Source organism: Varibaculum vaginae (genome assembly GCF_900604285.1).
Lineage (GTDB): Bacteria > Actinomycetota > Actinomycetes > Actinomycetales > Actinomycetaceae > Varibaculum > Varibaculum vaginae.
In genome coordinates this window covers 214,701-237,905 of sequence record NZ_UWNY01000001.1, presented here as the reverse complement: position 1 = coordinate 237,905, position 23,205 = coordinate 214,701, and the positions used below count along the sequence as shown (strand labels likewise).

Annotated in this window: 20 protein-coding genes; 8 read left to right on the top strand and 12 right to left on the bottom strand. The window is 52.9% G+C overall.

The features are described from left to right. Nucleotides 1-6 precede the first annotated feature (6 nt). From EFB02_RS01015 to hemB, 3 genes are all read right to left on the bottom strand, one after another. Nucleotides 7-519 carry a DUF4870 domain-containing protein gene (locus EFB02_RS01015; protein WP_122820601.1) on the bottom strand — a complete coding sequence of 171 codons (513 nt, stop codon included), beginning with the start codon at nucleotides 517-519 and terminating at the stop codon, nucleotides 7-9. Nucleotides 520-605: 86 nt separating this feature from the next. Beyond that, nucleotides 606-2,240: a ribonuclease H-like domain-containing protein gene (locus tag EFB02_RS01010; protein ID WP_122819564.1), complete on the bottom strand. Its 1,635-nt coding sequence runs from the start codon at nucleotides 2,238-2,240 to the stop codon at nucleotides 606-608. A gap of 8 nt (nucleotides 2,241-2,248) precedes the next feature. Then, the gene (hemB, locus tag EFB02_RS01005) at nucleotides 2,249-3,244 is read right to left on the bottom strand and encodes a porphobilinogen synthase (protein ID WP_200831518.1); all 996 of its coding nucleotides are present in this window, start codon (nucleotides 3,242-3,244) and stop codon (nucleotides 2,249-2,251) included. A gap of 97 nt (nucleotides 3,245-3,341) precedes the next feature. On the opposite strand from hemB, the gene EFB02_RS01000 reads away from it, so the two are divergent. Continuing rightward, nucleotides 3,342-3,545: a hypothetical protein gene (locus tag EFB02_RS01000; RefSeq protein WP_122819562.1), complete on the top strand. Its 204-nt coding sequence runs from the start codon at nucleotides 3,342-3,344 to the stop codon at nucleotides 3,543-3,545. A 103-nt stretch (nucleotides 3,546-3,648) separates the two neighbouring features. On the opposite strand, the gene glnA is transcribed toward EFB02_RS01000, so the two are convergent. From glnA to hemE, 5 genes are all read right to left on the bottom strand, one after another. Further along, complete coding sequence (gene glnA, locus EFB02_RS00995) at nucleotides 3,649-5,070, bottom strand: type I glutamate--ammonia ligase (RefSeq protein WP_122819560.1); 1,422 nt, start codon at nucleotides 5,068-5,070, stop codon at nucleotides 3,649-3,651. A gap of 155 nt (nucleotides 5,071-5,225) precedes the next feature. Continuing rightward, nucleotides 5,226-6,032, bottom strand: a complete 807-nt coding sequence (locus EFB02_RS00990; RefSeq protein WP_122819558.1) for a hypothetical protein — start codon at nucleotides 6,030-6,032, stop codon at nucleotides 5,226-5,228. Nucleotides 6,033-6,154: 122 nt separating this feature from the next. Further along, the gene (locus tag EFB02_RS00985) at nucleotides 6,155-6,892 is read right to left on the bottom strand and encodes a uroporphyrinogen-III synthase (RefSeq protein WP_122819556.1); all 738 of its coding nucleotides are present in this window, start codon (nucleotides 6,890-6,892) and stop codon (nucleotides 6,155-6,157) included. A 34-nt stretch (nucleotides 6,893-6,926) separates the two neighbouring features. Continuing rightward, on the bottom strand, nucleotides 6,927-9,482 hold the full coding sequence (locus tag EFB02_RS08775; RefSeq protein ID WP_122819554.1) for an FAD-dependent oxidoreductase: 2,556 nt from the start codon (nucleotides 9,480-9,482) through the stop codon (nucleotides 6,927-6,929). Nucleotides 9,483-9,552: 70 nt separating this feature from the next. Continuing rightward, nucleotides 9,553-10,587 carry a uroporphyrinogen decarboxylase gene (hemE, locus tag EFB02_RS00975; RefSeq protein ID WP_122820599.1) on the bottom strand — a complete coding sequence of 345 codons (1,035 nt, stop codon included), beginning with the start codon at nucleotides 10,585-10,587 and terminating at the stop codon, nucleotides 9,553-9,555. 226 nt (nucleotides 10,588-10,813) lie between these two features. Between hemE and EFB02_RS00970 the strand changes: the two genes are divergently transcribed. From EFB02_RS00970 to EFB02_RS00955, 4 genes are all read left to right on the top strand, one after another. Beyond that, nucleotides 10,814-12,178: a glutamyl-tRNA reductase gene (locus tag EFB02_RS00970; protein WP_122819552.1), complete on the top strand. Its 1,365-nt coding sequence runs from the start codon at nucleotides 10,814-10,816 to the stop codon at nucleotides 12,176-12,178. Continuing rightward, nucleotides 12,175-13,290, top strand: a complete 1,116-nt coding sequence (locus EFB02_RS00965) for a ferrochelatase (protein ID WP_234992679.1) — start codon at nucleotides 12,175-12,177, stop codon at nucleotides 13,288-13,290. The genes EFB02_RS00970 and EFB02_RS00965 overlap by 4 nt, the downstream gene beginning before the upstream one ends. A gap of 19 nt (nucleotides 13,291-13,309) precedes the next feature. Then, a complete protein-coding gene (hemQ, locus tag EFB02_RS00960; RefSeq protein ID WP_122819551.1) occupies nucleotides 13,310-14,050 on the top strand; it encodes a hydrogen peroxide-dependent heme synthase in 741 nt (246 codons plus the stop codon). A 206-nt stretch (nucleotides 14,051-14,256) separates the two neighbouring features. Continuing rightward, nucleotides 14,257-14,943, top strand: a complete 687-nt coding sequence (locus EFB02_RS00955) for a Crp/Fnr family transcriptional regulator (RefSeq protein WP_122819549.1) — start codon at nucleotides 14,257-14,259, stop codon at nucleotides 14,941-14,943. 205 nt (nucleotides 14,944-15,148) lie between these two features. On the opposite strand, the gene EFB02_RS00950 is transcribed toward EFB02_RS00955, so the two are convergent. Together EFB02_RS00950 and EFB02_RS00945 are read right to left on the bottom strand one after the other, a co-directional pair. Then, on the bottom strand, nucleotides 15,149-16,312 hold the full coding sequence (locus EFB02_RS00950; protein ID WP_122819547.1) for an ICP22 family protein: 1,164 nt from the start codon (nucleotides 16,310-16,312) through the stop codon (nucleotides 15,149-15,151). 130 nt (nucleotides 16,313-16,442) lie between these two features. Continuing rightward, entirely contained in the window at nucleotides 16,443-17,729 is a 1,287-nt protein-coding gene (locus EFB02_RS00945) for an adenylosuccinate synthase (protein WP_122819545.1), read from the bottom strand. Between the two features lie 212 nt (nucleotides 17,730-17,941). Here EFB02_RS00945 and cysS point away from each other — a divergent pair, with 212 nt between their 5' ends. Together cysS and rlmB are read left to right on the top strand one after the other, a co-directional pair. Next, nucleotides 17,942-19,387: a cysteine--tRNA ligase gene (cysS, locus tag EFB02_RS00940; RefSeq protein ID WP_122819544.1), complete on the top strand. Its 1,446-nt coding sequence runs from the start codon at nucleotides 17,942-17,944 to the stop codon at nucleotides 19,385-19,387. 8 nt (nucleotides 19,388-19,395) lie between these two features. After that, complete coding sequence (gene rlmB / locus EFB02_RS00935) at nucleotides 19,396-20,385, top strand: 23S rRNA (guanosine(2251)-2'-O)-methyltransferase RlmB (protein WP_122819542.1); 990 nt, start codon at nucleotides 19,396-19,398, stop codon at nucleotides 20,383-20,385. Here the strand turns inward: rlmB and EFB02_RS00930 are convergent. Continuing rightward, the gene (locus tag EFB02_RS00930) at nucleotides 20,382-21,074 is read right to left on the bottom strand and encodes a hypothetical protein (protein ID WP_122819540.1); all 693 of its coding nucleotides are present in this window, start codon (nucleotides 21,072-21,074) and stop codon (nucleotides 20,382-20,384) included. The genes rlmB and EFB02_RS00930 overlap by 4 nt on opposite strands. Before the next feature lie 164 nt (nucleotides 21,075-21,238). Here EFB02_RS00930 and brnQ point away from each other — a divergent pair, with 164 nt between their 5' ends. Beyond that, nucleotides 21,239-22,681 carry a branched-chain amino acid transport system II carrier protein gene (gene brnQ, locus EFB02_RS00925; protein ID WP_122819538.1) on the top strand — a complete coding sequence of 481 codons (1,443 nt, stop codon included), beginning with the start codon at nucleotides 21,239-21,241 and terminating at the stop codon, nucleotides 22,679-22,681. Here brnQ and EFB02_RS00920 read toward each other — a convergent pair. Continuing rightward, nucleotides 22,678-23,205: a PDDEXK family nuclease gene (locus EFB02_RS00920; RefSeq protein ID WP_122819536.1), complete on the bottom strand. Its 528-nt coding sequence runs from the start codon at nucleotides 23,203-23,205 to the stop codon at nucleotides 22,678-22,680. The two genes, brnQ and EFB02_RS00920, sit on opposite strands and share 4 nt — an antisense overlap.

Below are 23,205 nucleotides of genomic sequence, written 5' to 3'. Positions count from 1 at the left end.
GAAAACCTAGTCGAGCAGGTTAATCCCTAAGGGGTAGCGGTAAAGCCTGTTATCGGAGGCTTTCAAAGCGCCTTTAATCGAGCACACTAAAGTCATCACGAAAACCACAATGAACGCAATGATGGACACCGGGATCAAAATGATGGTGAAGCAGAGTATCCAAGCCACCACAGTAGTGACAGTCATTGCCAGGTTAAAGTTAAAGGCACCTGCGGCGGCGTTACGCACAAATCTGCTTTTATCTTTATAAATAAACCAAACGACGAGGGGGCCGACAAAGGTGAGCCAGCCGGCCGAAACCACCATGGCGATGAGTGCTGCTAAATGAGCCAGAATCGCCACGGTCCGTTCATCTGCGGCGACGCCGTTGTTAGCGGCGGGGTTAAAACCCTGCGGAGAATAGTTGTCAGTGCCACTTTGCGGGGCGAATTGGGGAAAACTCGGGTTAGAGGTTTCCTGCTGCCCGTTAAAGGACTCAGAACTGTTTAAGTTGCTCGATGGTAGTTGATTCTCAGTCATATCTTTATTTTCCCATGGGGTTGGGGGCAGGGACAGTAGAGCTAGCAATAATTTTTCTGCAGCGAAAAGCGCAGACAAGAGCACAGCTATAAGGGTTGGTGCGCAGTTTGCTTGGCAGCAAAATCAGCAGGAGTCGAGTTGAGTCTTTGGCGCGGGCGGCGGCGTTGAGCGATTAACCAGTGATGCAAAAGCGCGGTTGAACAGCAGTCATACTCGTTATAAAGGGCGAGGAGTCGCAGCTGTTCGGTATCCTCCGCGCTAAGCTCAGCTCCCGGATCGAGGGCGCCTGCTCGCGCCAAGGTGTCATAAACAATTACCGAGTCTGCGCCGTTATCCAGGTCGCTAGAGCGCATCCAAGAGCCCATATAGAACGGTTCCATCTCTTTAAGGGAATATCCGCCTTGACCGGTGCGAATGGCTGATTGCACGACTTGTTGCAGATCCCGCATCGGCCCATCGCTGGCCAGTAAGTCGCGCACCTGGCCCTGTAATAATCTATGCCGAGCCGATAAACGTTGCAGGTAGAGGCGTTCTTGCGGGGAGTAATGGTAGATATGCATCTGCGGGAACCGGTGGAAACGTTGGCGCAAGAAATCGAGTAGATCTATCAACATTTGGCGTTCCTGAGTGCGATTATGCGCCCAAAAGCTCTGGTATTTTCCGCCGATACGGGTTGATAGTTTCCCCACTTCCTCTGCCACGTTTGTGCTTTGTGTTGCTGGTAGCGATTCTTGCCCGCGAACCGAGAGCGCTGGGGTTAAAGATTTTTGTTCGCCCCAAGAATTTTCATCACAGCAGACCATGCCGCCCAAGTAAATTAACCCGGTGTGATCTTTTTTCGTCCAACCCCAAAGAGAGTCATTTTCAAAATCCAAATACACATCTCCCGGATGAGGCTCGGGAAGCGCCATCAGCGCCGGAGACAGGGGATTAGTTTCTAGCAGCAACTCTCCAGGGCGCTGCGCCACCTGCAGCTGGGCTTGCCGGATTAGCTCCGGGCTGTAACCGCTAGGGGGATGGGCAGCAAAACCACTGGCAGTGAAGATATTCTCGGCTCGCAGCTCCCGGCGCAGTCCGGGACCTACCCCGCTGATCAAGAGGGGGTCATCATAACGTGCCAGTGCCCAAGCGCAGTGTGAACAGCTTCCACACACTGTGTCGAGGGCGCGCCAAGCCTCCTCGGGGGTAGCAGACAGTAAACTCTGGTCGGTGGTTAAAGCGTGCGCCTGCTCCGCAATGGGTTCCCAGATTTCATCCAATTCAGCCAGGGAAAAATCTACGGTTTTGCCGTCGGCGAGCAATATCTGTGCATAAGGGGCAAGTTTTGCCGCTAAAGCGGGAAAATCTGCGTTTAATAACTCCTGATTAGCCCTAGCTAGATGCGCATATCCGGCAAGGAGGTTCACCGAGTCTTGGCGGGCATGGGCGGAAAAGCGTGCCAATTGCAGCACCCACGAATCGTCCTGGTAAACCAGGAACGGCAGGTTTCCGCTAAGATCTGCGCTAGTAAACTCGCGGTTAGTTTGAAAGATCCTCCCGGCTGCCCGGTATCTTGTTGCAATTTTTTCCTCCTCTGCGCCAGTTAAATTCCCGATATAACGGTGAAAAACATCGGTAGATTTCAGCTCGGTATTACCGGTGAGGTAGCACCACAGCCGCCACTGACAGTTAGCAGCGTGTGCTATCTCGGAGACTGCAAGTAGACGGGAGGAATTAGGCATTGACTGGGCTAGTTGTCTCGCTGTGCGTATTCTAGTGCCCAGTAGGTCAGCACCATATCAGCTCCGGCGCGTACAATCGCGTGCAAAGATTCGTCAATGGCGCGTTCGCGGTCAATCCAGCCGTTAGCGGCTGCCGCCTCTAACATGGCATATTCCCCGCTGACCTGGTAGGCCGCGACCGGAACCGGCGACATTTCCGCTACATCGGTCAGCACATCCAGATAGTAACCGGCAGGTTTGACCATCACCATATCGGCACCCTCAGTCAAATCTAGCTGGGTTTCAAATACGCCTTCCCGGCGGTTACGGGGATCTTGCTGGTAAGAGCGGCGATCGCCCTCTAAGGAGCAGGCCACTGCATCCCGGAAAGGACCAAAGAAAGCGGAGGCATATTTGGCGGAGTAAGCCAATATCACGGTATCGGTAAATCCGGCCTCGTCAAGCGCTTGGCGAATCACCGCGATTTGGCCGTCCATCATCCCGGAAGGTGCCACCATATGGGCTCCGGCGCGGGCTTGGCTGAGCGCCATTTTCGCATATAGCGGTAAGGTGGCGTCATTATCGACTTGCCCGTCGGCGGTGACTATCCCGCAATGTCCGTGGCTAGTGAACTCATCCAGGCAAGTATCTGCCCCCACAACCAGGTCATTTCCTACTTCTTCGCGCACCGCACGGATGCCGCGATTTAAGATTCCGTTCGGATCCCAGGCGGTGCTGCCCTGCGCGTCCTTATCGGCGGTATTGGGAATCCCAAATAGCATGATTCCGCCTACTCCAGCTTGCACACACTCGGCGGCAAGTTCGCGGATCGACTCGACGGTATGCTGGAAAACCCCCGGTAGAGAGGGAATCTCTACCGCTTCCTCAATCCCGTCGCGCACAAACGCGGGCAGCATCAACTGGGCGGGACTGACCCGGGTTTCGGCGATCAGGTTGCGCATCGCGGGAAAAGAGCGCAGGCGGCGAGGACGAATAGTTGGTTTCAGCATGAAGTCATCAGTCATTTTTTCTCCTAGGTATCTGCAATGATTTTAACCCACTCATGATGCTAGGTGTATGTTAGTACGGTTAACTGCCAGCCGTTCGGAAGGGAGAAACAGAATGTTAAAAGTTTTTGCCTGGATATTCACTCTCCTGGGTGCAGTGTTGGTAGCTGTAGGGGCGCTGATTATTTATGTGACCGACACTGACAGTAGTTTCCCCTTTGGAGCGGGAATTATGGTGATGGCCGCCCTAGTTTTCGGGGTGATCGGCTGCGTATTGTGGGGAGTGGAAATCACTAAAACTAATCGCGACCGAAAGTAATAGCTCTAGTACTAAAAATCCGCCCCCGCGGCCTCGGAAATCCTTTGGGTAAAGCCATTATTTTTCCGAGGCCGCGGGGGCGGGATTTATTTAGCAAACAGACCTAAATATCGTAGTAAAGCTGGAATTCGTAGGGATGAACTACCTGCCGCAGCGGAGCGACCTCATTTTGTTCCTTGTAGTTGACCCAAGTTTCAATCAAATCTGGGGTGAATACCTCGCCTTCAGTCAAGAAGTCCTGGTCAGCTCGGAGTGCCTCTAAAGCTGCATCCAAAGAATACGGCAGTTTCGGAATGTCGTGATATTCGGCAGGTGGTAGTTCATAGAGGTCTTTATCTACCGGAGCTGGCGGCTCTAACCGGTTTTGAATCCCGTCAATCCCCGCCATCAGGCAAGCCGCGAAAGACAGATAAGGATTCGCACTGGGATCAGGAACCCGGTATTCCACCCGTTTAGCCTTCGGGGAAGTGCCGGTCACTGGAATCCGGATACAAGCCGAACGGTTACGCGCCGAATACACCAGGTTAATGGGAGCCTCAAAACCGGGAACCAGACGCCGGTAAGAGTTAACCGAAGGGTTAGTGAACGCCAGCAGCGCCGGTGCGTGCTGCAGCAAGCCCCCGATAAAGTAACGAGCCAGGTCAGAGAGGGAACCGTAACCGGTTTCGTCGTAGAACAGCGGCTCGCCCTCTTTCCAAAGTGAAAAATGGGAGTGCATCCCCGATCCGTTATCGCCTGCCATTGGTTTCGGCATGAAAGTAGCGGTAACTCCCGCCTCTTGTGCAGCATTTTTAATCAGATACTTGAACTTCATCATGTCGTCACCCGCTGCCCGCAGCGAGTTGAAACGATAGTTAATTTCGTGTTGCCCCCCGGAGCCGACTTCGTGGTGAGCGCGTTCCACTTTTAATCCCGCGTCGCTGAGCAGTTTAACCATATAATCGCGCAGGTCGCAGAACTTATCGGAGGGAGCTACCGGAAAGTATCCGCCCTTCAAAGGGGTCTTATAGGCGAGATTTCCGCCCTCTTCGTCCCGGCCTGTGTTCCAGTAGCCTTCAACCGAATCCAGTTTTACGAAAGTGTCATAAGGCTGGGTTTGGTAACGCACCGAGTCAAAAAGGTAAAATTCGGCTTCAGCACCAATAAAACAGGTATCGGCGATTCCAGTAGAACGCAGATAGGCTTCTGCTTTAGAGGCGACCTGGCGAGGATCACGCGGGAAAGGTGCATCGGTGAAAGGATCCACGATGGAACAGTTCACGGCCAAAGTGGGGCAAGCTCGGAACGGATCCACATAGGCATCAGACACATCAGTTATTAGCTTCATATCTGATTTCTCTATCGAGGTGAAACCGCGAATAGAGGAACCATCGAACATCAGTCCGCTTTCCAGAGCATCTGCAAACTGGTCGGCGGGGATAGTGAAATGCTGACTGGTACCAATCAGGTCGCAAAAGCGGATATCAATCAGTTCGATACCCTGGTCAGCAACAAATTTGAGGGCTTCTTCGTGGGAGTTAAACAATCGTTCCTCCTTGGCTTAGCCATATGGCTTGCGGATAAGAAAACTAGAAAAAGCATACCGCGCCCTAGCCTTCGAGCGGGATTCACGCTCAAAACCGTGAACAGTGTCGCAGATATTCCCGAGGATGCACTCTCCCTATTCCTGTAAATAAACTTCTAGGTCAGGTCACTCAGGGTTAGATTATTGAAGGCAAGGACATATTTGATGTCGTTGCCCGAAAACTCAATATTCTTTAGGAATGTCCCCTCTGCAAATCCTAAGGGGATTTCTTCTTCTGGCTTCATCCCTATGTCCGCGGGAGTTAGTTTTTGTCCTAGAAGTTCGTCACTGCCATTAACGCTGATTTTTTCCGTAGTCATCATTAGTTTTCCGGATTTACCTTTTTCTGCCGGTTTGAAATGTAAAGTCATGGTAACCAGTAGTTTCAGTCCGTCCTGGTTACTTTCGGCAGTAATCTGGTTTCCATTTCGCTTGATATTTAAGCCAGAATTATGACTGCTATTGCTGAGCTGCTTATCGAACTCTGCTCCCGGAACCGTGAAACTCGCGCTTCCCTTTTCAATACTAGGGTTGTCCCCTCTAGAAAGGCCGTAGACATCGAGTACCATATCTTTGATTTTTAGAGACTGATCTTTTTTATCATCCACAGTTGTGCGGCTAAGAGTTCCTGCCGCAGCGGTAACCTTGGCGTGCCGATAATAGCCTTTGAGGTAGCTGAGCAGCATGGGGCTCGAGTTAATCTCTGTCTGTACCTTTGAAAAACCAGCATTAGTGAAATTGGCTTTCAGATTACTTTGTTCTGCCTTGGCTACCAGGGTATTAGCAATAAATACCCCCACCAGGGCGAGTATCACCAGTGCCCCAATCGCGATGGTAACAATCAATCCGGATTTCTTATGCTTCGAATCGGGGTTATTTTCGAGAAAAACCTCTTCTTCAGCAGGCTGAGCTTCATAAGTCATACTTCATGCTAACAAGGCCTTAATAACTTAGGCTCTCCGAAAACGCGTTTTGTGCTGCTGTTGCCCAATATTCAAGAAGCTCATCGTACATTCGCCGCTGACTGCGTCATTTTCCTATTTTTCTAAAATTTTAGGCAGGTACGTAAAGCCTCCGCCAGACCTGCGGCATCCGGGGTTGGGGCTAGCGCATCAACTTTCAACCCTAGATTATGTGCTACCTGGGCAGAAGGCTCTCCGATACAAACCAGGTAGGGGAGGGAGCGGGCAGGGTCTTTGCGGCGGGGAAATATCCCGAAATCAGTGAGGGCACGCAGATTAGAGCCAGCGGTAACCGCCACTGCATCGGCGTGAAAATATTCCTCCGGACATGCGGAAACCGGAGCCATGGTGTAGAGGGGACAAGTGTCGACCTGGTAACCCATTTCGCTTAACGCTTTAGCTAAGTCGGGTTTACTCAGGGAAGATCCCGGTAAAAATACCTGACCACCGGGGGAAATATTCGCAAACTGCCGCGCCAAATCTGTGGCGTTACCCTCCCCCTGCAAGGTGACGCGCCAACCCGCATTACTCGCAGCTGTAGCACTGGCCTTCCCTACTGCAGCTACCTGTGGAAACGTATTTAAAGACGGATTACCCGCTAAAATTTGCTGCAAGTATTTGACAGTCCGGGCAGAAGTAACAATTGCCCAGTCATATTCCTCGTGCTGTAAACGTTGCAGGCAGACGGGAAGTTTCGCAGATGAAACCGGGCGCGAATGGGTAACTGGGGCGCCAATTACGCGGTACTGCGGTAGCTTCGCCTGTAGCATTTTAGTCAGTGGACGAGTTTCCGCTGCGGTAATTGCCACTGTAAAAGTCATCGTCGTCCTCCGAAATAGTTTCCCCTGCCGGTGCTTAGCTGCGCACCTTAGACGCGCTCAGGTCAGCGATATCACCGCCACCTGCCTCCAAGAGGGCGCGAGCCACGTTTTCACCGAGTTCGCGAGCCTGATCTAGCATTTCGGTAAAAGTTTTTTCCGGATTGGCCTGCAAGGAATCACTGATACGTACTTTACGGGTGCCATCCAGGGAAATAATCGCGGCAGTCAGGGTGAGTATCCCCCTCTCTATCTGGGCAAACGCCCCTACAGGTGCAGCACACCCGGCTTTTAGTTCCGCTAACACTGCCCGTTCCGCTGTAGAGGTAAGCGCAGTTGCTAGGTCGTTAAGCTCTTCCAGGGTAGCCGCTAAATCGGGGTGGGCTTTAAGCGCTTCCTCCGACGCCTCTACTGCCAGCGCTCCTTGAGCTGGCGCCGGTAGCAGCTGCCCGGGATCGAAACGCTCGCTGGCGTAAGTTCCTAGCCCGATGCGGTCTAAACCGGCGGCCGCCAAAATTACCGCATCCAAGTCATGCGCGCCCTGCGAGATTTTTTCCCGTGTTTCCCGGCCATCAGTAAAGTCGGCCTTAGGAGCGCTAATACCTTTCACTCTGCCCAGACGGGTGGGAACGTTTCCCCGAATATCCACTATCTCTAGGTCAGGGCGTAAAGCCAGGATCTGGGCGGCGCGGCGTGGAGAGCCGGTCCCCACTTTGGCCCCCCGACGCAAAGTTTCTAAAGTTAAACCAGGAGCCGCGCATAGTGCATCCCGGGCATCAGCGCGTTTAGGGATAGCAGCAACTTTTAGACCGGCTACTGGCCGGGTGGGTAAATCTTTAAAAGAATGCACTGCTAAATGGCAGTTTCCTTCCAGGAGTGCCAAGCGTAATTGTGCGGCAAACACACCCACTCCTCCCAGTTTTTGTAAAGAGGCACGGGAAATATCTCCGGCGGTGCGCACCTGCCGCAACTGCACTTTTAGCCCTTGATCACGTAAAACGTTAGCTACGGTTTCGGATTGGGTAACTGCCAGGCGAGAGGCGCGAGTTCCTAAAATCAAGGCATCCGGATCCGCCTCGCTAATCCAGCCGGTACCGCGCAATCTAATAGTCTGCGCCTGACGGACTACTGCCGCAATCCCGGAACCGGCAACCCAAGAGCCCGCCAGTTCCAGACCGGGATATGAACGCACATCTTCCAGCAGTTTAGCGGTCATTTCCCGATGCTTGGGGGTGAAGGGTGGCAAGGAACCATCCCAGTGAATAATCATGGAGCCCAGTAGCTGATCCGGGGAAATCTGCACCCCCAGCAGCCGGGAAGCGTCCTTCAATGCCCCCTCGACCGATACCGGAATCTGCGTCTCATTTGCCCAGCCATAAGATACTCGCAGCAGGTGGCGACCTTTACCAGCGGATTCCTCCGCCCATGGCCACTTGGAAGTGTAGTGAGTGATGGCTTTGGCTCTCACGCAGTCGTTTTCGATATCTTCACTGCTGGGGCGCTGTACCAACATTCCGGAACCGCGCGGATGGGCATCTAAGGCCGGGCAGTCTACAAATAAGGATACGTGGGCGATTGGCCCACCCTGCGGGAGCTGACCGATTTCAATCCCCGGTACTTTGCGTAGCATAGATGCTGCTATTTTCCCTGGTAAAGCCACTACTACCTGCGGTACGGTGACCGTGACTGTCTCGCCAATATTAATCGGGCTTGCCCCCGGGGTGGGCCCCGATTTGGTGTTTGAAACCGTTACCTTCCAGCCTGCCAAGCCGGACCGATTCGAGCCTGCAGCGGCGCCGGCAGCAGTGTTTGATTCATTTTCAACCGGTTCCAGGTCGAGAGCGCGCACATGGGACAAAATTAGTCCTCCGCCCTCTTCAATGCGTTGCGCTAAGGCTTCTACCAGACGGAACATTCCCCCTTCGGGGGCGAGCACTGCCGGTTTACCCGGCTTAAGTCCCCGCAAAGATGCCACTGCTTGCACCAGAGATCCATGTTCCTTTAGTGCCGGGCGCAAGCCGCGCAATACGGTATCAGCGTTAAGGCGGTCGGTGCTGGCGGAGTGAATCCCCCCGGCTACGGGCGCGACTACTTTCTCTAAAACCGCCTGACCTAAGCGGGCAGTTACCAGACCGGAGACGGTGGTCTCTTCCGTTCCCACCTCCGGTCCCATAGTTAAGTCCTGGCGGGCGCGCTCCATTTCTGCTTTGCTAAGCGCCTGCACGATCCCGGGATCATCCAGGCTGGCGGGAATCCCTAACATTCCGTGAGGAATTGGAAGGGCGCCCTCGGGATGACCTGCGCGCTCGTGATGGAAAATCCAAGATTTACCCTGGGGAGCAATCAGTGGTAAACCTAGCTCCCGGCATAAATCTTTGACTTCGGTAGCCCCGGCCGCGAATGCCTCAGCGCCGATATCGAAAGTGAAATCCCCGAAGCGTCCCGAGCAGATCAACCCGCCAGGGCGTCCTCGTTCCTCAACTACTGCTACCCGTGCACCTTGTTTTTGCAGAGTGTAGGCGCTGGTTAATCCGGCTAGTCCTCCTCCGATAACCAAAACATCATAATCGGCTAATTTAGCTAGGTCGTGCATTGCATCTCCTTGCCACAAGTGGTGTTCGAGGCATAATGCCTGAGTGATCCTTCAGCATAGTTGCTAGCGCTTAACGCGATTCATGTACCTGGTCGACGATTTCTTGTAAAATCGCCGGGTCGGCGTTTGGTGGTATCCCGTGCCCCAAGTTGACGATATGGGCTGCAGCCTTTTCCCCCTCGGCTAAAACCTGGACTATGTGCTCATGGCGCACTTGTTGGGAAGCGAACAAAATTGCGGGATCAATATTTCCTTGCACCGCAAAGCGGTCTCCCGGGCCGTGTTCGATTAATTTTACGGCCTCACCTAGAGGGATGCGCCAATCAACCCCAATACATTCCGCGCCCACGTCGCGCATTAAATCCAGTAGGGAGGCGGCGCCCACCCCGAAATGAATTACCGGTACTCCGTGGGCATGAGCGGAGTCAATCACCACTCGCGAATGCTCAGAACAGTACTTTTGATAGTCGGCGCGAGATAGATCTCCTACCCAAGAATCAAAAACTTGAGCAGTGCGCGCCCCACCCGCAATCTGAGCAGCCAGGAAAGCTGCCGACATATCCGCGCACCAGCGGGCAAGCCGGTTCCAAGCATCCGGATAGGAGTGCATGAAAGCTCGTGCCTCCAGGTGATTCTTGGAGCGAGTTTTCCCAATCAGATAGGACGCCAAGGTGAAAGGCGCAGCTGCAAAAGCTATCAGGGGAGTTTCGTCCAGCTCGGCGCAGGCGATCTGGGCAGCTTGGGTAATGCAATCCGGGTCAAAACCCTTATGGCTGGTAAGACGATCAACGTCCTTTGGATCGAGGACGGGGTCCGAGAAAACTGGGCCTTTACCGGGAACGATCTCCACCTCTAAGCCCGCCAGGTAAAGGGGGGTGACAATGTCGGAAAAGAAAATCGCGGCGTCCACCCCGTAGCGACGCACCGGTTGTAAGGTGATTTCGGCAGCCAAATCGGGGGTAGTGCAGGCGGTGAGCATATCGTTATCAGTACGTAGACGGCGATACTCCGGGAGGGAACGTCCCGCTTGGCGCATAAACCAAACCGGAGTTTTATCGGGGCGCAGACCGCGGACTGCTTTTAGGAAAGAATTTTGCTCAGACATATTTCCATCATCGCCGGCATTTTCGGCTGGCGCAAGCAAATCTACCTATTAGCGGAAGGGCGTCTCATAGCCAGGGAAACCACTATAGAAAATATTTTTCTGACATATTTTCCGCATCTGTCTGTTGTCTAATACCTGGATTCTTAGTGACATGCTGGCAGATTATTTTTCTGAGATAACGAATAGACCTGCAAATATATAAAAAATAATAGACACGAATCCTTGAATGTCTTCGCCCCCTTTTCAAAAAATAAAAAAATGGTCTAATGAGGCGGTGGGTCTTTCATCCTATTCGGTACATCATCTCCGGCACGGGCTTAACGCCGTGGCGGCAGCTTCTAGTACCACCGAGGGGCTTGCGCAAGATTTGCTCCAGCGCCTTCCCGAGGTACTGGGAGTGCTGTCCCTTTCGACCTGTAACCGTGTGGAAGTCATCATCGAAACCGCTCCGGTGCTCTCTGGTGAACAACGGGCGGGCGTAGATCGGTATATCCAATCTCGGCTCGGCACTGTCTGTGAAATCCGCCGTGACCGTCAAGTGCTGGAACATCTCTTTCGGGTGGCCTGTGGGCTGGACTCCATGGTGGTAGGGGAACGTGAAATCTCCGGACAGTTGCGTCGTGCTCTCAAGGTAGCAACTCAGCAACGCGTATCCTCGGCAACTATTACCCGTGCCTGTCAAGGAGCACTCAGTACTTCCCGTCGGGTTGCCCAGTTGACCGGAATCGCTTCCCAGGGACGCTCAGTAGTAGCCTGCGCCCTGGATATGGCCGCTAGGCGCATTGACCCGATAGCGGGCACTCCTACGCTATTGATTGGAACCGGCTCCTATGCGGGAGCGGCAGTGGCGGCATTGCGTGCCCGCGGGGTGCAAGATATCTCGGTGTATTCTACTTCTGGCCGTGCCGAACGCTTCGCTTATGGCCATGACCTACAACCGGTAGCTAAAGACCAGTTAGTTTCCGCTTTAGAAGCAGCTACTTTGATTGTTACCTGCCGCGGTTTAGGATCGCCGGTTCTCACTAAAGAGGAAGTTCAACGGGCTTTAGCGCTCTCTAGTGGCGAAAAAACCATTCTCGATTTGGCCTTGCAAACCGATATTGAGGACGGGGTCGCTGATTTAGAGCGGGTGCAGGTAATCGACCTAGAAGAAATCAGCGCCCATGTACCTGAAGCAGGAAAGGTTCAGGTAAAGAGGGCGGAAGAAATCGTGGCCGAGGGGGTAGATGAAGCCGAAGCTCTACTTGCGGATAGGAAGATGGATTCGGTAGTGGTGGCGCTACGCGATACTTTCCGTGAGGTATTGGCCGATGAAGTCGCCCGCCTGCCGAAAGGGGATGTTATTCCCCGCGAAGAAGTTGAGTATGCGCTGCGACATCTAGCTGCCCGTCTTGCCCATATTCCTACTATCAACGCTCATAGAGCTGGACGTGAGGGGACGGGCAGTGAATATGTAAACGCTCTTCAGCAGGTGTGGGGATTAGATCTAGATATGCCGCTAGGGCAGCAAGAGGAAACGCAGGTTTGTCCGATGACCGGATTGAAAGTTGATGATTTGAAACAGGAAATCTCCAGCGAGGAGGGGCAGTGAGTCAGGTTCTTTCCCAATACGATGCGGTGATGCTGGTCAGTTATGGCGGTCCGCGACAAATGGAGGACGTGTTGCCGTTTATGCGTAACGCTACTTCTGGGCGGGGAGTTCCCGATGAACGGTTAAAACAGGTTTCCACCCACTATGGACGTTTCCATGGAATCAGTCCCATCAATGCCCGTAACCTAGAAATTCGGCGCGCCCTAGAGTTAGAGCTCAGTAGGCGCGGGAATGAAATTGAAGTCGTAATTGGTAACCGCAACTGGCATCCCTTTATTCACGACACCTTGTGTGACTTGGGGATGCGTGGTCTTAAGCGGGTATTGTGTATTTTCACTTCCGCCTATGTTTGTTACTCAGGATGTCGGCAGTACCGGGAAGACTTAGCGGCAGCACGTGCTCAGCTGCAAGCACAGGGAGTATCTCTGGAACTGGATAAAGTTCGCCCCTACTACACTACGGAAGGATTCGTGGAAGCGTATACGAAACTGCTGGTAGAGGCGGTAAGGGCGCGGGAGAAAACTAGCGGATCTGTCCCATATGTGGCATTCGTTACGCACTCGATTCCTCGTGCCATGCAGGAGTGCTCTGGACCTGTCGATCATTCTCGTCCTGACTATCAAAGGCAGCATCAACAGGTTTGTGCCGAGGTAGCGGCACGAGCCAGTAAAGAACTGGGACAAGAATTACCGTGGGATTTGTCCTTCTGCTCTCGTTCAGGTCCGCCCCAAATGCCCTGGTTAGAGCCTGATATTAATGACCGGCTGTCGCAGCTTAAAGCAGATGGAATCACCGATGTGGTTTGCGTGCCTATTGGGTTTATCTGTGACCATATGGAAGTGGTGTATGACCTGGACACAGAAGCGCAAGCAACTGCGAAGCGGCTAGGACTTAACTATTATCGGGTACCCACGGTGGGTACAGATCCCAACTTTATAGGGGCGCTCGCGGACTTAGTGAGCGAGCGCGCCCAGGAGAAAGCAGGTGGAGAAGTTGTTTACGCTCCGGATGCCCTGGAGCCCCGGTGGCCGGCTTGGGCTCCGCCAGGGGATTCCCGAGTCAGCGAGTATGGAGCTGACCTGCCCGTAGAGTTTGAAATTAAGCAAAAGTAGAAATCCAAAGGAGAAAAATATGGCTCATCCGATGCCCAATGACGTGTCCCCCGATCCTCGCGATCATAAAGTGGATCCTGACGAAGTGAATGCGCGCAACAATTTTTCCATGCACGCGGTTTTCGAGCTGGCTTTGCCCTTGCCCGCCCAGGAGGAAGAGCGGACAGCAATGGTGCGCGAACTCGAGGAAACAATCGCTAAGTTGGGGGTAACTGTGCGAGGCTGGTATGACGTTGCCGGATACCGTGCCGACGCTGACCTGATGTTCTGGTTCCTGGATGAGTCTAATGACAAGCTGCAGGCTGCCTATCATGCGGTATTGAATTCCCGGCTAGGAGCCCACTTGGTTCCGGTTTGGTCGATTATGAGCGCGCATATGACTGCAGAGTTCAATAAACCGCATTTGCCGGCCTGTTTCGGCGGTTGGGCACCGCGTGCCTATGCCGCGGTTTACCCCTTTGTGCGTTCCCTCGAATGGTATTACCTGCCTAAGGCCAAACGTAGTGCCATGCTGGCCGAGCATGGTCGCAATGGTGCCGGCTACCTGGATGTTGCGGTTTCCACTTTGGCAACTTTCGCGCTTAATGACTATGAATGGTCAGTGACCTTGGAGTCAGACGATATTACCCGAGTTATGGGCGTGCTACGGCAACAGCGTGATTGTGAGGCTCGTTTGCATGTACGCCAGGACACTCCCTTCTATACCGGAAAACGTATGGAATTAGTGGAGTGGGTGCAGCGGCAGACTACCGCCAAGTAAACTGGTTTTTGGATCAAGTTAGAAATTGGTTTTCCCGCCTATTCGGTCTGGCTTTAAGGATTGAAGTCCCAGGCGTGGCAAGTATCTTTGGGAAAAAAAGATTTTTTTCTCGGTACACCATTTCTTGGGTGGCACATGTCACAGCAAGCGGGTAGTGTTAAGACGGTATGTACTGTTTTATCGGTATCAAAAGTTTTGTCTAAGGAGTGATTGGCTTGGATTCGTCCTTTATAGCTAGAATTCCCCTGTTTGAGGGGCTTGACCAGGAAGCGCAGATGCGTCTGTTCACCATGATGGGGCAAACCACGTTACGACGTGGGGAAAACCTATTTGAAGAGGGCGATGATGGAGACCGCTTGTATATCGTGGCCGAGGGGAAAATAAAGCTTTCCCATCAGTCCGCAGATGGTCGCGAAAACCTACTGGCAGTGTTAGGACCTGGAGAAATTCTAGGAGAGCTTACTCTGTTTGATCCTGGACAGCGTTCTACTACCGCCACTGCGGTTTCACCGGCTCGCTTGGTTTTCTTGAACCACTCAGATCTAATGGCATTCCTGGAAGATAACCCTTCTTTGGCAAAGCACATGTTGAAAGCCCTGGCTAAACGCTTGCGGCGCACAAATGGTACTCTCGCAGATTTGGTTTTCTCGGATGTGCCAGGCAGGGTAGCTAAAGCCTTACTGGATTTGGCTGATCGTTTCGGGATTCGCACCGAGGACGGAATTCATGTACCGCACGATCTCACTCAGGAAGAACTAGCTCAGCTGGTGGGGGCATCGCGTGAAACCGTAAACAAGTCCTTGGCCGAGTTTGTGTCCCGCGGATGGATTCGGCTCGAGGGGCGGGCAGTCACTTTGATGGACGTTGACCGCTTGGCGCGGCGTGCCCGTTAAAATTTGGGAAAGATACTAAGAACCTGACGCTAAATAATGTTTTTGGGGGGCGGCAACCAGTATGGTTGCCGCCCCCCAAAAAAAAATTTACTAGAACATTTTCGTGAATGCTGCTTTAATCGCTTTCGGGATAACTAACTGCACCCGCACTTAGAACCAGGTGTTACCTGCCAGACGGAACGCGTTCAAAAATGCTGGTTACCTGTTAGTTTTCCTTAGAGGTATCGCTTTTTTCTGCGGTTTTTACCTTTCGTTCAACCAAGTAGTCTTTACGACCGGCACGGCGTGCGCTATGAGAAAGCAAAGCTATCCCCAGCAGGGCAAGTCCTGTAAACAGCAGCATTCCAGATCCACCTGACCAAGCCAAATGGTGGGCGATATTGGAAGGTAGTGCCTGGTAGAAATGTCCTTGCTGTCCCGCATTATCTAAGGCTGTGAGCAGTGGTTTTAGGGAATGAGCAGTGCCTGCTGGATTTGCCAGGAAGAAGCAGCCACCCACAGTAAGCGCCAGACCAGTAATGAAAGCACCCAGGGACGAGAATCTGGCCACCACAATCAGTAAGAACACCACTATTACTGCGGAAACCAACTCTACCCATTGGCCAGCATTCAATGCTGATGCCGGCAACGTATCTTCACTGCGGTTACTCAAACGGGTAGCAACATCAAATATTAGATACCAACTAAGCGGCACTAGCACTAAGAAGATTAGAAGCGACCAGATGTGGGCTGCTGCCCGGGAAGGCACCGTGGGCTTAACTGTTGCGCCCTCAAAAATCGTATCCTCATAGCTCTTTTCCCGCTCTGCAGTGGTCAGCACTTCCTCCGGTTCAGTCTCCTCAACTGAATCCCAGTGAGGAGGTTCTTCACCTGAATCTGGAATATTTTCTGAGCTGTTTAGCAAGGAATAGCGCCGGTCGGCAGTACTTTCGACCTCATTCGTGGCTTCCGATACCGGTCGGAGATTATCGGAGGAATCCTCCTCGAGCTCAACAGCACGTTCGCTAAGCGACTTACGTTCTAGCGGCTGAGGAGAGGGATTCTTGTCTGCGCTATCCCCAGCAGCATCGAGGTCCTGAGGGATTAGCTTTTCGGATAGCTCGGGAGTTGATTCTTCGGGCTCTTCATTGACACCAGCAATTACGCTATCGGTATGATCTAGCTGGTCAGCCGGTAGCTCATCTTCGCTTAAGGAAGGGGGAGCTGCGCTCAGCCCATCGCCAGCGATTAAAGAGTCGTTCCCGGAGGTAGTAGTGCCGGGATGTGTGCCGGGGATCAAAGTATCTTCGGGAGCCTGCTCCTCATCGCCTTCTTCCCCCACGAACCAGGTGCGGGTTGTGAAGTCGTTATCCGGCTCATTCTTACTCATCTGACCTCCAACGAAATCGCGTAGTCTATACAAAAGCCACGATAGATTATAGGCGTGGCTTTCGGTGCAAACCGCGCCGCGCTACCTAGAAATAGCCGTGTCAGATGAGTAACTTAGTGCCGGTGGAAAATTAATCCAGCAATTGATGACGCACGATAGTTTCTTCGCGGTCGGGTCCAACTCCGACTACGCTAATGCGACATCCTGAAAGTTCCTCTAAGCGTTGAATGTATTCCTGAGCCTTAACCGGCAAATCTGCGAAGGTTTTACAGGTGCTGATGTCTTCGTGCCAACCCGGCAGCATTTCGTAAATAGGCTGGGCGTGATGGAAAGCAGTCTGGTCAGCAGGTAAATCGTCAAAACGCTGGCCATCAACGTCATAAGCTACGCAAACTGGGATTTCGTCATATCTAGAGAGCACGTCTAGCTTGGTGATCACCAAGTCGGTAAGGCCGTTGACTCGAGCGGCGTAGCGAGCAACTACGGAATCGAACCAGCCGGTACGGCGAGGACGTCCGGTAGTTACCCCAAATTCTCCCCCGGATTGCCGCAGTTCCTCGCCTTCTTTACCAAATAGTTCCGTGGGGAATGGTCCTTCTCCCACGCGAGTGGTGTAGGCCTTGGCAATCCCGATAACCCGATTGATACGAGTTGGCCCGATTCCCGATCCGGAGCAGGCACCGCCTGCGGTACAAGATGAGGAGGTTACGAAGGGGTAGGTGCCGTGATCAATGTCCAGCATAGTGGCCTGACCGCCCTCTAAGAGGATGGTTTCCCCGCGGTCTAGAGCCAGGTTGAGTTCTTTAGTGCAGTCAAAAACCATGGGTCGTACTTTTTCTGCATAGGAAAGAAGCTGTTCCGAAATAGTTTCAGGGTCAATAGGTGCTTCCGCGAACTGTTTTTCAATAACGAAGTTCTTTCCGCTGAGGGCTGAGCGAACTTTCTGTCGCAAGATTGATTCATCAAATAAATCCTGGATGCGCAGCCCAATTCGGTTCATCTTATCCGCATAAGTTGGGCCAATCCCACGTCCGGTAGTTCCAATTTTGCGTTCACCCAAAGACCGCTCAGCCAGTCCATCCATTACCTTGTTATAGGGCGGAATAATATGGGCATTGAGGGAGACTTTTAGTCGTGAACAGTCAACCCCGGCCTCTTCCAGCATCTTGATTTCAGCAAACAATACTTCCAGATCAACTACCACCCCGTTACCTATTACCGGGGTAACCGTGGACGAGAGGATGCCAGCGGGAATCAGGTGTAAACCAAACTTTTGATCCCCGACTACAATGGTGTGACCAGCGTTATTTCCACCATTAAACTTCACCACCCAGTCAACGTTCTGACCAACCAGGTCGGTGACCTTACCCTTTCCTTCGTCTCCCCATTGGGCTCCGACAACAATCAGTGCGGGCATGAATATTCCTCTCGAATAAGGATTTTGGCAAGGCTGTCGGTGATTTTCCGTTCAGCGTATGCACTCTTACCATCTGAGTTTATCCGTCTTGCGCTCTAGTTGGTAGCTGTGCAGTTTTCCGGAACTATTTGGACGCACCCAAAAGGAGGACGCATTGGCTGAAAACCAAGGAAATATTCGGGCAAGGGGGTGCTTGCCGATACCATGGGGGCATGAGCCTTCGTATTTATGATTCTGCCCGTCACCGCATCGTGGACTTTGAGCCGGTGAAAGCCGGACACGTAGGGATATACCTGTGTGGGGCTACTGTCCAGGGGTCGCCCCATATTGGCCATGTGCGTTCGGCGATTGCCTTTGATGTGCTGATTCGGTGGTTACGTCGCAGCGGATATCAAGTTACTTATGTGCGTAACGTGACCGATATTGACGACAAGATCTTGAATAAATCCGCGGAGGCCGGCTGGGATTGGTGGGCGTGGGCTTATCGCTTCGAGCAAGAGTTCGCGGCCGCCTATCGTGCCCTGGGGGTGCTGCCCCCGACCTACGAACCCCGCGCCACCGGGCAGATTCCTGAACAAATCGCCCTCACCCAGCGTCTTATTGATGCGGGTCACGCCTATAGTGATGGGAATGGAAATGTCTATTTCGATGTTAAATCTCTCAAGGATTATGGCTCGCTGACCCGGCAAAAGCTTTCGGATATGCGCACTACCGAGGACGAGAACCAAATCGACACTCAAACCGAGGCGGGTAAACGCGATCCGCGCGACTTCGCCCTCTGGAAAGCCGCTAAACCCACCGAACCGGAAACCGCCAAGTGGGATTCGCCCTGGGGCAAAGGACGTCCCGGCTGGCATTTGGAGTGTTCGGCTATGTCGCGGCGCTATCTGGGTGAAGCTTTCGATATTCACGGTGGCGGGATTGACCTGCGTTTCCCGCATCATGAAAATGAGCAAGCGCAATCGCATGGTGCCGGCTGGCCTTTCGCTAAATATTGGATGCATAACGCCTGGGTAACTATTAAGGGAGAAAAAATGTCGAAATCTCTGGGGAACTCCCTGGTGGTTTCAGAGATTTTAAAGACCACTCCCGCGGCCGTGCTCCGGCTCGCTTTGGGGACTACCCATTACCGTTCGACCGTGGAATATTCCCCGGAAACCTTGGAACAGGCCGGCGAAACTTGGAATAAGTTTGCCTCGTCCCTAGCGCGTTTTGCGCAGGCTGCTCCCGAGGTCGCTAAAGTAACTGCTAAAGATTTGGCTATTATTTCCCTCCCGGAGGCTTTTGGTGAAGCTATGGACGATGACCTAAATATCGCGGCCGCTCAAGCGGTAATACACGAGAAAATCAAGCAGGCTAATACGGCTTTTGAAGGTGGGAAAACTGACGAGGGCGCAAAGATCGCCATCCAGATTCGCGCCATGCTAGAAGTCTTGGGGCTCGATCCACTTTCCCCCCAATGGCGCGAACGCGACAGTGGTAACGATTCTACCGCCACTGCTGCCTTAGAAAAGCTGGTAAATGAACAGCTGGAGCAGCGTATTCAGGCGCGTAAAGAAAAGGATTGGGCACGTGCGGATGGGATTCGCGATCGTTTAAGCGCGGCCGGGATAATTATTGAGGATGGAGCCAATGGCTCCACTTGGCATTTAGGTTAGAGGTTGACATGGCAGTTCGCGGAGATCACCACGGCAGGTTGAAACGTACAGATAAAAAGGGTGCACCTAAAGGCAGCGGCGGAAATAAACGCGGCTTGCGGGCAAAAGGCCCCACGCCGAAAGCGGAAAACCGCCCTTACCACGCGGCCTATCGCGCCCGTATCCAAAAAGAACGGCGCGAAGAAACGCAAGCAGCTCAACGCAAGGCACGCGCAAAACGGTCCCTGATTCAGGTGCGACGCGGACATCAACTGGTTGCGGGACGCAACCCGGTGTTGGAGGCTTTGCAATCTGATATTCCCGTGACCCGCGTGTTTGTAGCCGGTAATCTGGCAGCTAACAAGAAACTATCCCTGCTGCTTAGTGAAGCTAGCGCGCAAGGAGCTCCCATTGTGGAAGTTCCGCGCTCGGATCTGGATTTAGCCACTGAGGGCGCAGTCCACCAGGGAGTTGCCCTCGAGGTTCCGGAATTTGAGTACACCGATTTAGGTGAGCTATTTCAAAATGCCGAAAAAAATCATTCTAATCCGTTGATTGTACTGCTAGATGGGGTTACTGATCCGCATAACCTGGGGGCGATCGTGCGCAGCGCGGCCGCGTTTGGTGCCAGCGGGGTAGTGATTCCCGGCAGGCGCAGTGCCTCGATGAACGTGACTGCCTGGAAAGCATCTGCGGGAGCCGCCGCGCGCTTGCCAATTGCTCGAGTGTCCAACCTAGTAAATGCGATCAAGCAGTGTAAGGAACAAGGCTGTTTCGTGTTGGGGCTAGATGGCGGCGGCACCGCCTCGGTGCGAGAGTCAGGGCTGGCAGATCGTCCTCTGGCACTAGTAACCGGAGCTGAGGGAGATGGCATCTCTCGCTTAGTAAAAGAAAACTGTGATGTACTCACCCGGATTGAGATTTCCTCCAATGTGGAATCCCTAAATGCCGCGGTAGCCACGGGGATTGCCTTATTCGAAGTGGCAGAGGTACGCCGAGAAAAGGCGGCAGAAATTTAAGGATTATATCCGAGTAGACGCATGGTAGCGACCACGGTGCAGACAATCGCGAACAGGGTGGCTAGGGCACAGAAGATACGCGGCCACATGGGAGTAATCCGCTTACGCCATAGGTAAAACAGTAACACCAGGGCGAAGATTCCCAGGAAGAACCCTAGCGGTATCAAAAGAGCTGTGGCGGTGCAGGCAACACCGAAAGCAAGGGGTAAAAAATAAGCGAAGAAGTTATGCCGTGCACGTTCCGAATTAACCAGCGACTCAATTTTGCTGTCTAGCAAGTCCGATTGCACGGGCACGGCTGGTACGGTTTCTCCCCAACCGACGAGTTGACCATACTTTCTCAACCGCCGCGCATCCTCTGAGCGAACCAAAGCCGCAGCCTTACCCCAAGGGGCTCCCGCGTCTTTGGCAGCTTCTGCCGCTTGGATAACCTGCTCGCCGTTACCGGCTTTAATCACGGTTAAATCTGCATCCGCTATGGCTACAACCTGTTCGGGAGTACCTAAATAAGCATGGAGTTGCTCCCTGGTATAGGGCGTGGGTAAGGCAGCAGTTTCCTCCATCTGTCGGGTTGCAAGACGGACGGCTCGGATTATCTGATTACGACGCAGAATCGGGGCAAGTGACAGCAGAGCCGACAACTGCTGGAAATACTCATCAAGGGGGGAAAGCTGTGCCTCTGTCTGCAAACATCTCACCTCACCCGTTAAAAAATGCGCTAAGTCGGCGCAATTGTAAACAACTTTTCAAAATTATGGTAACCCAGTATTCCAGTATGGAAGATTATTTTGAATCAAAGCTGGTGTTTGCAACACTAGAACGGTTGAAAAGATGAGAGTGGAGATTTTACAGCATGAATAGTAAGCCAAGTATGCGCAATGTGGTAGTTACCGGGTTGGCGTTGTTCGCCATGTTCTTCGGTGCCGGTAACCTGATTTTCCCGGTAATGATTGGGGTACAGTCAGGTGTAGAACAGGTGCCTGCCACCATCGGTTTTATGCTTACGGGAGTGCTGCTACCCATGGCCGGTATGATTGCCGCCGCTACTTCCTCCTCCGGGGTGTTGGGGATTATTGAACGGATTGCTCACTATCCCGGCCTGGTTTTTTGCTGGTTAATCTTCCTGTCTACCGGGATGCTGTATGCGATTCCACGTACTGCCGCCGCCTCCTATTCGATGTCATTCCAGGCTACTGCAGGTGACTCTCATCTGTGGTTATTTGTATACACTCTTATCTATTTCGGAATTGCTGGGTACCTATGCCTGAATCCTCGAAATGTTTTGGATCGCATCGGAGGTCTGCTAACCCCGGCATTGTTGATTCTGCTGGCAGTAACGATTATTGCTGCGGTGTTCACCATGTCCCCTTCGGAGGCGGCCCCGATTGAAAAGTATGCTGCCACCCCCACTTTGAAAGGGATCTTTGACGGCTACAACACTTTGGACGCTATCGCTTCCTTCGTGTTCGGGGTGGTAATTATTCGAGCTTTGCGGCAAAAAGGCTTCAAACCGGGTCGGCAGCTTTTTGGGGTTACTGCACTTGCGGGGGTAATCGCAGCCTTCTTCCTCGGTCTGGTCTATTTTGGATTATCGATGGTGGGATCGCGTGTGGGTAGGTTAAACCCCAACGTTAAAGACGGTGGAGAAGGACTGGCTTTTGCAGCTAAACACCTATTTGGCTCCACTGGTAGCGTAATTTTGGGGGCCATTGCCGTTTTGGCTTGTTTAACTACCGCCATCGGGCTAGTTGAGGCTTCGACTCAGTTCTTTAGAGGATTGTTCCCCCAGGTTTCCCGTCCCGTATGGGTAATTTTGCACGTGGTGATTTCCTTGGCGATCGCCAACCTCGGGCTAGAGTTACTGGTAAACGTGATTGTTCCAGTAATGATGTTCTGTTACCCCATCACCATCATGCTTACTGTCACCTGCATCCTGGACATCTTTATCCCTGGCCATATGTTCTGGGCTTACCGCTTATCAGTGTGGGTAGCGGGCATTTTCGGTCTTTTCGATGGTTTGAAAGCAGCCGGAGTGTTGGAGAAGTGGATTGACGGTACGATTCCGCTGGCTTCGCTAGGGTTGGGGTGGCTAATCCCCTCCTTCATAATGCTGGCTCTGGGGCTGGTTATCGATATTGCGCAAGGTCGAATGAAACAGAATTACGATTATGACGCGGTGGCTCGTGAACGTAACCAGGCTCTGGTGAGCGCCGGATTGGCTCTTAACGAGGATGAGCTCGACGGATCCGATAATCCCAAGGGGAGTAGGGAAGAAAAGTCTGATTCGGACAGCTAGAGTTCTTCTAGTCCCGCCAAAATTATCGGTACTATTCCCAAGAATATAAATGCCGGTAGCTGGCATATTCCTAAGGGAACCACCAGGCGTACCGCTAGTTTTTGGGCAGCCTGGCGGGCACGTTGGTCTTTACTGGCGCGTACCCTGATTCCGGCTCCCTTTAACAACGCTTCTGGTGCTACCCCATCTTTCCAGGCTGGCTCTAGTGCCTGAGATAGGTATCTTGCCCATTCGGGACTCTGGTTGCTTTGCGTTAACAAGCTCCACGCCGCTTTCCAGTTAACCCCGAAAATCAGGGCGCTAGAAACCTGGGATAAACGGGGTTCCCGACAGGCAGTAGCCAGGGCGGAAAGTACCCGCGGAATCGAAGACCCGGCAGCTAGCCCGGCATTTGCTAAGTCGAGGATTATTGCCGGATCAATTGGGGGCTCGCGCTTAGAATTGATAGTAGATTCGGAGCAGGAACGCTGAGGTAGGAACCAGGGTAGGGCGCCCAGGAAAATCCAGATAGCTAGGTAAAACAT